Source organism: Paenibacillus sp. FSL R7-0340, assembly GCF_038002205.1.
Classification (GTDB): Bacteria; Bacillota; Bacilli; order Paenibacillales; family Paenibacillaceae; genus Paenibacillus; species Paenibacillus polymyxa_B.
Genome location: NZ_JBBOBY010000001.1, coordinates 2,582,415 through 2,596,337 on the forward strand (window position 1 = coordinate 2,582,415; position 13,923 = coordinate 2,596,337).

Annotated in this window: 15 protein-coding genes; 12 read left to right on the top strand and 3 right to left on the bottom strand. The window is 46.6% G+C overall.

Features of this window, described 5'->3' with window-relative positions:
- From MKX59_RS11360 to lipB, 3 genes are all read left to right on the top strand, one after another.
- The gene (locus tag MKX59_RS11360; protein WP_013310796.1) at positions 1-987 is read left to right on the top strand and encodes an alpha-ketoacid dehydrogenase subunit beta; all 987 of its coding nucleotides are present in this window, start codon (positions 1-3) and stop codon (positions 985-987) included.
- 88 nt (positions 988-1,075) lie between these two features.
- Complete coding sequence (locus MKX59_RS11365) at positions 1,076-2,467, top strand: dihydrolipoamide acetyltransferase family protein (RefSeq protein WP_069079986.1); 1,392 nt, start codon at positions 1,076-1,078, stop codon at positions 2,465-2,467.
- Between the two features lie 45 nt (positions 2,468-2,512).
- Positions 2,513-3,211 (top strand): lipoyl(octanoyl) transferase LipB, encoded by a 699-nt coding sequence (gene lipB, locus MKX59_RS11370; RefSeq protein WP_068941567.1) that lies wholly within the window; start codon positions 2,513-2,515, stop codon positions 3,209-3,211.
- Between the two features lie 121 nt (positions 3,212-3,332).
- Here lipB and prli42 read toward each other — a convergent pair whose 3' ends face one another.
- A complete protein-coding gene (prli42, locus tag MKX59_RS11375; protein WP_023989226.1) occupies positions 3,333-3,437 on the bottom strand; it encodes a stressosome-associated protein Prli42 in 105 nt (34 codons plus the stop codon).
- Between the two features lie 85 nt (positions 3,438-3,522).
- Between prli42 and MKX59_RS11380 the strand changes: the two genes are divergently transcribed.
- Positions 3,523-4,656: a tripeptidase T gene (locus MKX59_RS11380; protein WP_023989225.1), complete on the top strand. Its 1,134-nt coding sequence runs from the start codon at positions 3,523-3,525 to the stop codon at positions 4,654-4,656.
- A 71-nt stretch (positions 4,657-4,727) separates the two neighbouring features.
- On the opposite strand, the gene mciZ is transcribed toward MKX59_RS11380, so the two are convergent.
- The gene (gene mciZ / locus MKX59_RS11385) at positions 4,728-4,871 is read right to left on the bottom strand and encodes a Z-ring formation inhibitor MciZ (protein ID WP_071558540.1); all 144 of its coding nucleotides are present in this window, start codon (positions 4,869-4,871) and stop codon (positions 4,728-4,730) included.
- Positions 4,872-4,996: 125 nt separating this feature from the next.
- Here mciZ and MKX59_RS11390 point away from each other — a divergent pair, with 125 nt between their 5' ends.
- The 7 genes from MKX59_RS11390 to MKX59_RS11420 all read left to right on the top strand — a co-directional run bounded on the left by MKX59_RS11390 (position 4,997) and on the right by MKX59_RS11420 (position 10,604).
- Positions 4,997-5,608: an NUDIX domain-containing protein gene (locus tag MKX59_RS11390; RefSeq protein WP_071558541.1), complete on the top strand. Its 612-nt coding sequence runs from the start codon at positions 4,997-4,999 to the stop codon at positions 5,606-5,608.
- Positions 5,609-5,612: 4 nt separating this feature from the next.
- Positions 5,613-6,809, top strand: coding sequence for an endonuclease Q family protein (locus MKX59_RS11395; protein ID WP_071558542.1), 1,197 nt, complete (start codon positions 5,613-5,615; stop codon positions 6,807-6,809).
- A gap of 188 nt (positions 6,810-6,997) precedes the next feature.
- Positions 6,998-7,651 carry a stage II sporulation protein M gene (spoIIM, locus tag MKX59_RS11400; protein ID WP_023989222.1) on the top strand — a complete coding sequence of 218 codons (654 nt, stop codon included), beginning with the start codon at positions 6,998-7,000 and terminating at the stop codon, positions 7,649-7,651.
- Between the two features lie 99 nt (positions 7,652-7,750).
- Positions 7,751-8,248, top strand: a complete 498-nt coding sequence (fur, locus tag MKX59_RS11405; protein ID WP_023989221.1) for a ferric iron uptake transcriptional regulator — start codon at positions 7,751-7,753, stop codon at positions 8,246-8,248.
- Between the two features lie 166 nt (positions 8,249-8,414).
- Positions 8,415-8,657 (top strand): YqzK family protein, encoded by a 243-nt coding sequence (locus MKX59_RS11410; RefSeq protein ID WP_023989220.1) that lies wholly within the window; start codon positions 8,415-8,417, stop codon positions 8,655-8,657.
- A 105-nt stretch (positions 8,658-8,762) separates the two neighbouring features.
- A complete protein-coding gene (gene xerD / locus MKX59_RS11415) occupies positions 8,763-9,707 on the top strand; it encodes a site-specific tyrosine recombinase XerD (protein ID WP_025723042.1) in 945 nt (314 codons plus the stop codon).
- A 72-nt stretch (positions 9,708-9,779) separates the two neighbouring features.
- A complete protein-coding gene (locus tag MKX59_RS11420; protein ID WP_023989218.1) occupies positions 9,780-10,604 on the top strand; it encodes a purine-nucleoside phosphorylase in 825 nt (274 codons plus the stop codon).
- 123 nt (positions 10,605-10,727) lie between these two features.
- On the opposite strand, the gene MKX59_RS11425 is transcribed toward MKX59_RS11420, so the two are convergent.
- Positions 10,728-11,939, bottom strand: a complete 1,212-nt coding sequence (locus tag MKX59_RS11425) for an O-antigen ligase family protein (protein ID WP_028540613.1) — start codon at positions 11,937-11,939, stop codon at positions 10,728-10,730.
- Between the two features lie 205 nt (positions 11,940-12,144).
- Here MKX59_RS11425 and MKX59_RS11430 point away from each other — a divergent pair, with 205 nt between their 5' ends.
- Entirely contained in the window at positions 12,145-13,788 is a 1,644-nt protein-coding gene (locus MKX59_RS11430) for a glycosyl hydrolase family 28-related protein (RefSeq protein ID WP_068941573.1), read from the top strand.
- The last annotated feature ends 135 nt before the right edge of the window (positions 13,789-13,923 follow it).

Consider the following 13,923-nt stretch of genomic DNA (forward strand, 5'->3'; position numbering starts at 1 on the left):
ATGGCGATTATGGAATATATTGATGCGATTCGTCTTGCCATGAAAGAAGAGATGGAGCAGGATGAAACGGTTTTTGTATTAGGTGAGGATGTCGGGGTGAAGGGCGGCGTCTTTACAACGACAAAGGGGCTTATGGACCAATTCGGTGAGCAACGTGTCATGGATACGCCATTGGCTGAGTCGGCTATTGCGGGGGTTGCGATTGGTGCAGCCATGTACGGAATGAAGCCGATTGCCGAAATGCAATATTCGGACTTCATGCTTCCGGCGACAAATCAGATTATTAGTGAAGCAGCTAAAATCCGTTACCGCTCTAACAACGATTGGAACTGTCCTGTGGTAATCCGCGCGCCAATCGGTGGTGGTATCTTTGGTGGTTTGTATCACTCTCAGTGTCCAGAATCTATCTTTTTTGGTACGCCGGGTTTGAAAATTGTTGCTCCATTTACACCTTATGACGCAAAAGGATTGTTGAAAGCAGCCATTCGTGACCCTGATCCAGTGCTGTTTTTTGAAAATAAAAAATCCTACAAGCTGATCAAGGGTGAAGTGCCTGAGGATGATTATATCGTTCCGATTGGCAAGGCTAATCTATTACGTGAGGGTGACGATATTACGGTCATCGGATATAGCCAGCCTTTGCATTTTGTCATGCAGGCTGCTGAGGAATTGGAGAAGGAAGAGGGCATTACCGCACATGTTGTGGATTTGCGCACACTCCAACCGCTGGACCGCGAAGCCATTATTGAGGCTGCACGACATACAGGTAAGGTATTAATCGTGCATGAGGACAACAAAACGGGCGGCATCGGTGCCGAGGTATCGGCAATTATTAATGAGGAGTGTCTGTTTGAGCTGGATGCGCCGATTGAGCGTCTATGTGCTCCTGATGTACCAGCCATGCCGATCAGTCCACCGATGGAGAAGTTTTATATGTTAAACAAGGATAAAGTTAAGGAAGCCATGCGCCGTCTTGCAATGTATTAATAAAAGGCAGATTGGACGAAAGCATTCCAAAAGTATAGCGGGGGCAGCGGTAAAACGCGCCCTCCTATGATGTTAAGGAGTTGAAAAAATGTCAGACCAAACACAATGGAACGACGTGACCATGCCACAATTGGCAGAATCGCTCGTATCGGCGACAATTGCCAAATGGCTCAAACAACCTGGTGAAACGGTAGAGCAATTCGAGCCGATTTGCGAGGTTATTACAGATAAAGTGAATGCAGAAATCCCATCCACATTGGACGGCATTATGGGTGATCTGTTGGCAGAGGAAGGTCAGACAGTAGCGGTAGGCGAGTTAATTTGCCGTATCCAGACGAAGTCGGCTGCACCTGCGGCGGCATCAGGAGCGACACCTGTTGCACCAGCATCTCAAAGTACCGTACAAACACAATCTCAGCAGAGTGCTGGATCGGACCAGTCCATGAGAGGACGTTTTTCCCCAGCGGTGCAAACCCTGGCTGCTGAGCATAATGTCGACTTAAGCCAAGTACCAGGCACGGGCATGGGGGGAAGAATTACCCGCAAAGACGTGCTGAATTATGTGCAGCAGGGCGGCTCTGCTCCCACTGGAGTATCTGGACAGCCGACTGCGACAACATCAGGACAAGGCTCTCCTTTTGCAGGAAGACAGCAGTCTGCCACTCAGCACAGCACACCGATTCAAAATATGGACCCTGCTATTCCGGTTCGTAACAGTGGGATTCATTTGACGGAGGCTCCAAAGGCTCCTGTGATCGAAGTTGAGGGTGGCAACAATAACAGATCCGAGTATTTTATTGATGTTACACCCATTCGCAGTGCAATTGCTCGCAATATGCGACAAAGCGTTTCCGAAATTCCACATGCATGGACGACGATTGAGGTGGATGTGACCAACCTGGTAATGCTCCGCAACAAGATCAAAAACGAGTTCAAGCAAAAAGAAGGCATCAATATTACGTATCTGGCTTTCCTCATGAAAGCAGTCGTGAATGCAATCAAAGAATATCCGATCATGAATTCGGTGTGGGCTGTGGACAAAATTATCGTCAAAAGAGATATCAATATTTCGCTAGCCGTGGGTACAGAGGACTCCGTTCTTACTCCTGTTATTAAAAAAGCGGACCAGAAAAATATTGCTGGATTAGCTCGTGAAATTGACGATTTGGCACGTAAAACCCGGGAAGGCACGCTCAAACTGGACGACATGCAAGGCGGAACGTTCACTGTAAACAACACAGGCTCCTTTGGTTCGATTTTATCTTATCCGGTAATTAACTATCCGCAGGCTGCAATTCTTACCTTTGAATCCATTGTCAAAAGACCAGTGGTTATTGATGATATGATTGCGGTTCGCTCGATGGCTAATCTGTGCTTGTCGCTGGATCATCGCATTTTGGACGGAGTGATTTGCGGACGATTCCTGCAACGGGTTAAAGAAAATCTAGAAGGCTACACTTTGGATACGAAGCTGTACTAATCATCCGAACAGTGGGGGAAATGTACGGAGAGGAAGTGACAGGCCGTGAACAGACGACCGCTTGATGTAACCTATACGAATAGGATGGAATATGCCCATGCATGGGATGTCCAGAAGGAGATTGTGGGAAAGCTGGATGCGGGAGAGGCAAGAGAAACGCTTATGCTTCTCCAGCATCCACCGACCTACACGATTGGTTCTCAGCGACATCCTGAACATTTGCTCCTCACACCAGAGCAACTGAAGGAGCAGGGAATCAGCGTCTTTCAGATTGACCGTGGGGGAGACATTACATATCATGGGCCGGGGCAGCTTGTCGGATATCCTCTACTTATGCTCGGCAACCGGGAGGCGCTGAATCTGCACGGATACCTTCGAAGTCTGGAAGAAGTGATCATCCAGTTGTTGGCATCTTATGGGGTTGAGGGAAGCCGTAAGCCTGAATATACGGGGGTATGGATCGGGAATCTAAAAATTGCGGCCATTGGCGTCAAATTCAACAAGTGTAAGCACCGTCGGGGCTTCGTAACCAGCCATGGCTTTGCCTTTAACATCAAATCAGGGATACAGCATGAGGGCTTTGAGGGCATTGTCCCGTGCGGAATTCAGGAATACGGTGTGACATCATTGGAGGACTGCATACAGAAGCCTATGTCGGTGGAGCAGATTGCGAAGGAAATTGTACCGTTCTTTGAACAGCAATTTTCATTTGCTGCGCAATGGCAAACGCATTCTTTCCAATAAAGGTAAGGCGGGCTATTGTGTATGTACACGAAAGCCCGCCTGTTTGCTTTACGTAACAGCTCGTCCACTCAAGGCTTCAATAGTGCCTTAGAGCAGCCAGATACCTTGAGCGGTATAGTTATTATAGTGGCATAATAAACGGCTCAATTACCATGAACAGCGTAGAACCAATCATAGCTGCGAGCATAATGTAGACGAAAAAACGAACCCATTTTTTGTTCGACATGTGTAACTCCTTTAGGATAGGTTTAAGTCATAGATAAGAACATCTATCCGTATTGTAGCGTAATCGGGAAAGAGAGGAAAGTTTAATGACAGTAAAAGTAGTAAAAGACCGAATCGTACAGGAATTTATGGAACTCGTACAGGTGGATAGTGAAACGAAAAATGAGCAGGAAATATCACGTGTTCTAAAAGAAAAGTTTAATGCACTCGGGCTGGAAGTAATGGAAGACGATTCTCGTGAAAGAACCGGACATGGTTCAGGCAATCTGATCGTCACCTGGAAAGCGGAAGGTGTGGAGCAAGCACCCAAATTATTTTTTACCTGCCATATGGATACCGTTACTCCGGGTAAAGGCATTAAGCCACAGTTGGGTGAGGATGGCTGGATTCGTAGTGACGGTTCAACGATTCTGGGTTCTGACGACAAGGCGGGAATTGCTGCTTTGTTCGAGGCGATTCGTGTCGTGCGCGAGCAGAATATTCCCCATGGTCAAATCCAGTTCGTGATTACGGCTGGCGAGGAATCTGGTTTGATGGGTGCACGGGCGATGAAGCCAGAAGTGCTAGATTCTGATTTCGGATATGCTTTGGATTCGAATGGTGAAGTTGGCTCTATTTGTATAGCTGCCCCAACGCAGGCACGTATTGAAATGAAGATAACTGGGAAGTCCGCTCATGCGGGGGTAAATCCAGAAGATGGCATTAGTGCCATTCAGGTCGCTTCTAAAGCCATTTCTAAAATGAAACTAGGACGGATTGATAAGGAAACGACCGCTAACATCGGCAGTTTCGAGGGCGGCGGCGCGACGAATGTGGTATGCGATTTTGTATTGATCCGTGCAGAGGCACGTAGTATTGTGCAGGAAAAGGTTAATCATCAAATCCAGCATATGCGTGAAGCGCTGGAAACCACCACACGCGAATTTGGTGCACAGGGAGAGTTCCGCAGTGAAGTCATCTATCCGGCATTCAGCTTTACGGAGCATGACGAAGTTGTACAGGTTGCACAGCGTGCAATTCAAGGACTGGGACTGGCAACGCCGACCTTCCATTCCGGTGGTGGCTCAGATGCTAATGTATTCAACGGGCTTGGAATTCCAACGGTGAATTTGGCTGTGGGCTACCAGAACATCCATACAACAGAGGAAAAGATTAAGGCCGATGACCTGGTGAAGGTTGCTGAAGTTGTCATAGCTCTGATTCAAGAAACCACAAAATAAACTTGTATCATACACTTGCAACATACTGAAAAAAGGTTCAGGTTAAAGACAGGAACAGCGTTCCTTCGTCTTTAGATCTGAACCTTTTTTGGAACAGCTAGCGAAGCGATAGTGGCGGTAGGTCCGTGTTCCTTTTGCCACTGACGCAAAAGTGCTTGAATCTGCCAGGCTTTACCAACGATATGGAGGGTGCTTTCAGTACGGTAGCTTTTCATTTCTGCATCTCCTCATGACAGGAAGTTTGTTATTCTACCACCAGCATATGTACAAAGTGGACAAGTTAGACTAACTTTGGTGATAATTAATAAAGAAAGATAGATATGAAGGAGGAAACTTACCGATGAACGAGCAAACGAACGGACAATTGAACAATCCAACAAACGATGCACATCGCAAGCCTTATTCCAATCCTGCGCTGGAGGAAAAGACCGTGTCCACACAGTCTATTTTTGAGGGAAAGGTCATTACATTACAGGTAGACACGGTAGAGCTTCCCGACGGCTCCACTGGAAAGCGTGAGATCGTAAAGCATCCAGGGGCGGTGGCTGTTTTGGCTCTACATGAAGGAAAAATGCTGGTCGTGGACCAGTACAGACAGGCGATGGGGCGCTGTGAGGTAGAAATTCCTGCAGGTAAGCTAGAGCGGGGTGAAGATCCGATGGAAGCAGCGGGGCGTGAGCTGAGAGAAGAGACAGGTTATACTGCCAAGTCGTTGAAGCTGCTGCACTCCTTTTATACCTCTCCTGGCTTTGCGGATGAAATCATTCATCTGTATGTGGCCGAAGAACTGGAGTTAGGTGAGATGGAACCGGATGAGGATGAATTTCTGGAGTTGTTTGAGGTGACGCTGGAAGAAGCACAGACGCTCATTCGTGAAGGACGGATTAGTGATGCCAAAACGATTCTGGCCGTCTATGCATGGCAACTCCGCCAACATACAGGGAGCTTCTAAGCGGATGGATGAAAATAGAGTAGAACTTAACGACTACTTTGCAGACTTGCATATTCATATTGGTAGAACAGAGAAGGGAAATCCGGTCAAAATTAGTGGCAGCCGCGATCTGACCTTTGCCAACATAGCTAAGGAAGCCTCCGGTCGCAAAGGAATTGGGCTGATCGGTATCATTGACTGCCATGCACCTAATGTACAGGAGGATATTCGTACCTATTTACATACGGGTGAAATGAAGGAAATCAGCGGCGGCGGTATCGCATATCGGGATACGGTTATTCTCCTTGGCACGGAGCTGGAAATACGTGCTGAAGGTCGTCCTGAGGCGCACGTACTGGCCTATTTTCCAGATCTGGCGGCGATGGAGGATTTTACCCAATGGCTGGCCCGGCATATGAAAAATGTTAATCTTAGCTCACAACGAATCTATGCACCGCCACGCGAGTTGCAGCAGCAAATTTACGGACGTGGAGGCATTATGGTGCCTGCACACGTGTTTACTCCTCATAAGGGCATATACGGCAGCTCAGCGGCCCGTATGGAGGAACTGCTGGATATGGAGCTCGTTAGCGGGGTGGAGCTGGGGCTGAGCGCAGATTCATCTATGGCCGGTTTGATTTCGGAACTGGATCGCTTCAGCTTTCTCACGAATTCAGATGCCCATTCACTTGGGAAAATCGGACGAGAATACAACAAATTATCACTGGCAAAGCCGTGTTTTGATGAATTCAGAATGGCTTTGGAGCGGCGGGAAGGACGACGGGTGCGTGCCAACTACGGATTAAATCCGAAACTGGGCAAATACCATCGTTCTTACTGTCAAAGCTGCGGTACGATTATTGACGAGCAACAGATGGCGGATGAACGTTGTCCTGACTGTGGTCATACCAAGCTGGTGCGAGGTGTGCTGGATCGAATATGGAGCATTGCCGACCGTGAACAGCCCATGATCCCCTCCCATCGTCCGCCGTACATTTACCAGATTCCACTGGAGTTTATTCCAGGTCTGGGCAAAGCCAAACTGAACCAGCTATTGGCTGCATTTGGAACAGAAATGAATATTTTACATGAGATTACACAGGAGGAGTTAGCAGCAGTCGTCGGAAAAGTGCTGGCAGAGCAAATTGTGCTTTCACGTGAGGGGAGACTGTCGCTTGTATCCGGTGGTGGTGGAACATACGGCAAAATAGCTAAGTCCTAGTAAAGTCTTGTCCCTCTAAAGGCATATCAGCGTCTGCTTGTTCATAACCATAAATTATCTATGCCGCTGGCTTGGCACATCATTCGTGATGCTTGATCTGCAGTGAAAGCTGCCCCATTTCTAGCCATCAGCCGTCGGATTACGGTTGTTTTTTGGACAAACAAGCAGATGAAAGGGGCAGGACGCCGATGCAATGGTTTCGTCATACGTTAAAAGATCAGACGCCGTATTATGTTTTCTTGGCTGTGCTGTTTCTGGTGGGAGTCGTCTTTGGCGCACTTATGGTTAACGCACTCTCGCTGGAGCAGTTACAGGATTTGTCCCGTTACCTGAAGGATTTTTTTGTAACGGTCAATCAAAACGAACAGGGCTTCGCTGATTCGCAGGCGGCTTCGACCTTTTGGGATAGCGTATCTTTACATCTAAAATGGGTCGGCCTAATTTGGGTGTGTGGCCTTTCGGTTATCGGTCTGCCGGGCATTCTTGTATTGAATTTCCTCAAGGGTGTGCTAATCGGATTTTCAGTAGGTTATATGGTGGGGCAATATTCGTGGAAAGGACTGCTATTTTCTTTGGTTTCAGTTGCTCCCCATAACCTGCTCGTCATTCCGGTACTGCTCGTCTGCAGCGTGGCTGCGATGACTTTTTCCATTCATATGATCAAAACCAAAATACTCGCTACCCGGCCGTCAGACGGGATGCTGCGTCCGTTGCTGTCTTATGCAGGATTGACTGCTGTGATGATGGTGCTTCTTATCGGTAGCGCGTCCTTTGAAACTTGGATCACCCCGGTTATGATGCAATGGGTCACTCCTATGCTGACAGCTTCCGTATCATCTTGATCCGTTTCAAAATGTTTGACTTTATTTGTATAGACCCCCTATAATAATAGGAGTGAAAAAAGTGCAGTAGGCAGTAGCTTTGCAGGGGGAGGGAGACACATGGAAGCACGGATCGAAAAAATTAAGCAGCAGCTGCAATCCCAGGGCTACAAACTAACGCCTCAGCGGGAAGCCACCGTCAGAGTTTTACTTGAGAACGAAGATGATCATCTGAGTGCGGAAGATGTATTTATGCTCGTCAAAGAGAAAGCTCCCGAAATCGGTCTGGCAACCGTATACCGTACCCTAGAACTGCTAAGTGAACTGCATGTCGTGGAGAAAATTAATTTTGGTGATGGCGTTGCGCGTTATGATTTGCGCGGCGATACAACCAAACATCACCATCACCATTTGATATGTGTGCAGTGTGGCAGTGTAGATGAAATACTGGAAGATTGGCTTGGACCATTGGAGGAGCGTCTGGAACGGGAATATAATTTTACCGTAGTGGATCATCGTTTGGACTTCCACGGTATCTGTTATCGTTGTAAGGCGAAGAACGATACGACGGCTCAGAAATCTTTGGGCAAATCCAGAAAACACAAATCTCAGGACTAAAAGCTGACTACCCAAGCTCTCACCGACGAAGATGCGTTCGGGAGAGCTTTTTTGGTTCGGAATCTGTTGTTCGGGATTAAGCGGAATAAAAAGGAATAGCTTGTCATACCCTTCCATAGAGAGTCCTATTAGGGACTATATTCTGGGGAAAAGGCGGCTGATCCACATGGTACTATCGTTGCGGAGAGGACTAAAATGGCTGCGTTTGGTAATATTGTTCGGAGTGCTGGCATGTATGTTCTTTTATAGCCTCAGGCTGTTTACAGATTGGATAACACCTGTAGATCATTACCGAATACCGGAAGGACATGCAGTTAAGGTATTTGGCGGGCAAAAAGTAAATGAAGGGTCCGAGCATCGAATAGCAGTGTTGGAACGTTTACGTTTCTTTTACTGGTATGGTGAATAGTCTAAGTAATCGGTCTTGATGAGCTTATGATATGAACGCAGCACACGAAGAAGCAGAGGCTGAGACTGAACCGCTGTATGCAGAACAAGGAGACTTTTGGAACTCATGAAAATGTACATTCAACCTTTCGTTCAATATATGGAAGAGGAAAAGGGCTTGTCGCGCAGCACATTGGAAGCGTATCAACGGGACGTACAGCAGTTTGCCGAGTTTGCAGAAAGCTGTGGTATTGAGCAGCCGGATAACGTTCAACGGTCACATCTGGTACTGTATTTGGGCCGTTTGAAGGAACAGGGAAAAGCTGCGGCGACGATATCACGTAGCGTCGCCTCCATTCGCTCCTTTTTTCATTTTCTTATTCGGGAGGGAATTACGATCCATGATCCGTCCGTTCTGCTGGAGCTGCCCAAAGCGACTAAAAAGAAGCCCTCGGTGCTAACGCAGGATGAGATAGAGCGTTTGCTGGACGCGCCGGATGTGACTGCCCCGCAAGGGGTGCGAGACAAGGCGATGCTGGAGTTGCTGTATGCGACGGGCATTCGTGTATCGGAGCTGATTGCCCTAAACGTGCGTGATGTCCGCACCGATCTGCGCTTTGTGCACTGTGGCGGCGAGGCAGGCAAGGAGCGTGTTGTACCGATCAGCCGTGAGGCATCACAGTGGGCACAAGCCTACATGGACGAGCAGCGTCTATTATTGCTGAGATCCGGGCAGGGTGAAGAAGCTCAGGTAGAGCAGGAAGCCATGTTCCTGAACGTATCTGGTCAGCGTCTCAGTAGACAGGGCTTCTGGAAAATGATTAAGAAGTACGGCCAGGAAGCAGGCATAAGCGAGGATATCACGCCCCACACGTTGCGGCATTCCTTTGCGGTACATATGCTGGAGGGCGGAGCGGACTTACGCTCTGTACAGGAAATGCTGGGTCATGCTGATCTGTCAACGACGCAGGTATATGCGCAGACGGCCAGACGGAATATGAAGGAAGTATATGAAAAGCATCACCCGCACGGCGGCAACCGCACTTCTCATGAAAGCAAAGATCGAACGTAACGATACTTTGCTTTCATAGAAAATGTGATAATGACTATAACTTTACGATTGTACAAGTCAGGAGAGATATTAATGTCAACAGCCAACCAATCTACAATTCAGGAAGCAGCAGATTATATCCGTGCCAAGAGCGGAATACGTCCAGAGATTGGTCTTATTCTGGGATCAGGTCTCGGTATTCTGGCCGATTTAATTCAGGATGGAATTAGTATTCCTTATCAGGATATTCCCCATTTTCCTGTATCGACGGTAGAAGGTCACGAGGGAGAATTACTGTTAGGCACGATTGAAGGTCGCGCTGTCGTCATGATGAAAGGGCGCTTTCATATGTATGAGGGATATGGCCCGCAGCTGACGGCTTTCCCAGTTCGGGTGATGAAGCAATTGGGGATTCAAAGTCTGCTGGTGACGAATGCAGCAGGTGGTGTAAACACTTCCTACGAAGCAGGCGATCTGATGGTCATCTCGGATCATCTTAATCTGACCGGACAAAATCCATTGATCGGACCGAACGATGCTGGTCTAGGCGTTCGTTTTCCAGACATGTCGGAGGCGTACAGCCGCCGCTTGCGTGAAATTGCCAAGCAAACGGCTAACCAACAGGGCTTCAGTCTGCAAGAAGGTGTATATGCTGGATTGCTGGGGCCTAACTATGAAACGCCTGCTGAAATCGTTATGCTGCGTACACTGGGTGCAGATGCGGTGGGTATGTCGACCGTATCTGAGGTTATTGTAGCCCGTCATGCAGGTATTGAGGTACTGGGCTTCTCCTGTATCACGAATATGGCCGCAGGCATTCTGGATCAGCCTTTGTCCCATGGTGAAGTGATGGAGACGGCAGAGAAAGTACGTGAGCAATTTTTAAAACTTGTGCTAGCGATTATTCCACAAATGTAGATTGGGGATCATGTTCAACCGAAGCGGTGGACATATATCCCAAGAACCCCATATCCGATCGCCTTTTGATGGCGTGGATATGGGGTTCTTTTTTACATCAACGGTTGAGCTGAGTATGATCTCCTAATGAAGAGGGGGTGTGCTCAATGCAGTTGAATTCGCTTTTTCTGCTACAGCCAGTTTATGTCGTTCTTGCACCTTGATCACAATAACCATAAAAATGATCCAGTAAATGGCTAGCGAGTTCAGGAAACGGCTGTCCGTTATATTGTTCAATACGATAAATAGGAAAAAAACCACTGCCGTCAGCCATGTATACATATCTGCTTTGCCAATTCTGAATTTAAATAAAGTTGTTATGGCGAGTGTAATTGTTGCCAGTAGTCCTGTAAGGCCCACATCGATCCACAGATCACGGAAACCGCTATGGCTGCTTGTCAGATCAAATCGGATGCCGTTCGCATAGATACTGGGTCGGGCTGCCCAGTAGGAGCCGTAACCATGTCCGAACCAGTAATGGCTCTGAATAGCACCACCAATCCCCTGCCAGATTTCCGTTCTTCCAGTTAAGGTCGTTGTTTTTCCGAATTCCGACGCAATCGCATCTCCATAAGTAAAGGTGAGTACCAAACCCAAAAGAACGAGCAAGCAGGAACAGCTAATGAAGAAACCGCGCAACGCAATGCTTCGGATTCTCTTGAATAGCAGTATAAACAATATAAATACGAAGAGCGAAGATGTCAGTACCAAAGAGGTGGTAGATTGGCACTCGATGAGCAATAGGGCATTGAGTAAGATAAAGCCAATATGCAAAACTTTACGTTTACCCCTGAAAAAATAAATGACATGTGAAACAAAACTTAACAGAGAGAGAGTTCCAAGTGTATTTTTATGACCAGAGATGCCCTTCCATAGCCCAGTATGTTCTACTCCACCATGAATGGCAAAGGAGGGAACGAGCAAAACGGCGAGTAGATTGAGTATGCTCAAAATACTTAACGTAACGACTAAGAGGCGAATGCAGCCCTGAGTTGTATAATGGGTGACCAAATAGAGCCCAAAGGTAGAGAAGGCAAGGAATTTGAGAACCATCAGCAAGGAAGAGGTCTGTTCTTGTTCAGCCCATAAACAGGAGGCAGCGATGTACAGCGTGAGTAGAGTCAGTAACGGATTGTCGGCTAAGGTTGCGATCAATGACTTGAGTGAAGGGAGTAGCATGGTATAGCTGAACAACAGGATAAGCACGGAAATCGTGATAACTCTGGGGGACAAACCCTGACAAGCATAAGGAATCGAAAAAGCCAGTAAACCAGCTACTGTAAGTACATGTTTCACGATTTCACCACCTGGATACATTATGTATCTATAATATACAAAACGTATCTTCTTGTACAATAATAATAAAATATTTATTTTCATTTTTCTCAAGCCTAGAGCAAGCCCTCTTGTGCATATACTCAGTCCATGCTAAGAAAATGAAGAATTCTTCGGCTTGGTCAAAAAAGGAACTTTTTACGTTTTTAAACATGGGGGTGTTCGGGTGGCGGATCATTTTACAGACCGTTTGAAGTTGAATTTGAGTGGTACGGGCAAAGAGTTAACGCCGCAGCAATTAAATGAAAATTTTAAAACCATTGAAAAAGAATTCATTGAACGAAGTGTAAACGTAAGCTGGTTTGGAGCTGCTGGTGATGGTATTCAGGATGACACGGCAGCTTTACAGGAATTGATTAATAAGACCCCCGATTATTCCATTCTTCACATCCCCAGTGGACGATACAAAATAACCTCTACCTTACAGATTCGCAAGCAGGGTGTGCGCATTTTTGGCATTCATAAGGGCAGATACCGACAAGGCAAAGGTGTTACGTCGATTGAATATTATGGTACGGGTCCTTGTTTTCAAATTGGAGATGAAAGTCTACCATCGTTTAGCGGATATCAAAATGTGCAGTTTCATGACTTATCGATCCGGTACGAGGGGGCTGACATAGGCACATTAAATAATCCGTTTTCGCAGTCAGTGAAGCGTGGATATTATGGCAAAGGTACTTTGGGTATTCAGGATTGGAAGGGTGGCGGAGTTGTCCTGGATAACGTCCTAATTGAGCATTTTGAAACGGCTTTTTGGGGCTATGAAAGTGATGTGAATTTATTTAAATGCACGGAGATTAATTACAATAAAACAGGGATTCACTTGCAGAACAGAAGTTCACAGTTTACTAGCATAGCGCTTTTTACATTGGGGAACGATACGGCATTGGATCTGAATAGCTCCAATGGGGCCAGATTTTTGGCTAGCCAGCACATTAAGGATGGAAGCTCCAATGATATTCCCATTCTAATTAATGATTTTATGAACGCTGAATTTATAGGTTGCTGGTTTGAGGGACTAAGCAGAGAGCATAAGATGACAGTGCCTTCTTTTATTCAAATTGGTGCTACCAAAGAAACAAAAAATGTGGCCTTGCGTGACTCCATTTTAGCGATAGCGGACAAATTCGATGACACCCAATCCGTATGTAACTATTTTGTGGATGTGGTCATTGGCAAAAAAGTTTTGGTGGACGAGGTGGGAGGGTATCCCCGTAATCTAAAGCAGCTTATTTCTTTCTCTGGTAGCTCTTCCACACAGCAGGTGACACTTCGCTCACATTTGGATTTTAGCTATAGCAATAATCGTTATGGCGAGAATAATGGGACAGGGCAGGCTTTGCTGCTTGTCGAGAAATACTCAAACAACGGGATTGAGCATTTGGACGAAACCTTTGTTAAAGCCTACCTGGGAGCAAGGCAAAATCTTCCCGCAGGTAGCTGGCAGAAGGTGAAGTTTAATCAAATCAACCATGATGAGCTGATCGAATTCGATGCGGTGAATAGCCGATGGCGAGCCAAGCGAGCTGGGAAATACAGAATACAAGTCTACATTTCGACCGATCCCCAAGTGGATGGCAATCGCACACGGCTGGCACTTCACCTGAATGATGAGCAGCTTACCGGAAGTTCCGCCTATGCGTATCTCGATGATAGGGTAATTGGCGGACTGAACTATAGTGCATTGAGTGGAGCTATGGAACTTAGATTGGAAGCGAATTCTTTTATTGATATACGGGTGTTCAGTCAAAATACGATGGATATTCTACCCGGTGGAGGAATCACATATCTCACTATAAGCCGAATTTAAACAATTATTTCACAGACGATAGATGTTCTGTCATTTTATATATTGGAAAATGCGCACCATGCTGACTCAGCTTGGTGCTATTTGATGTTTTTATTCATATGGAATATTTTTCTTTCATTCTGACGACAATGGTTA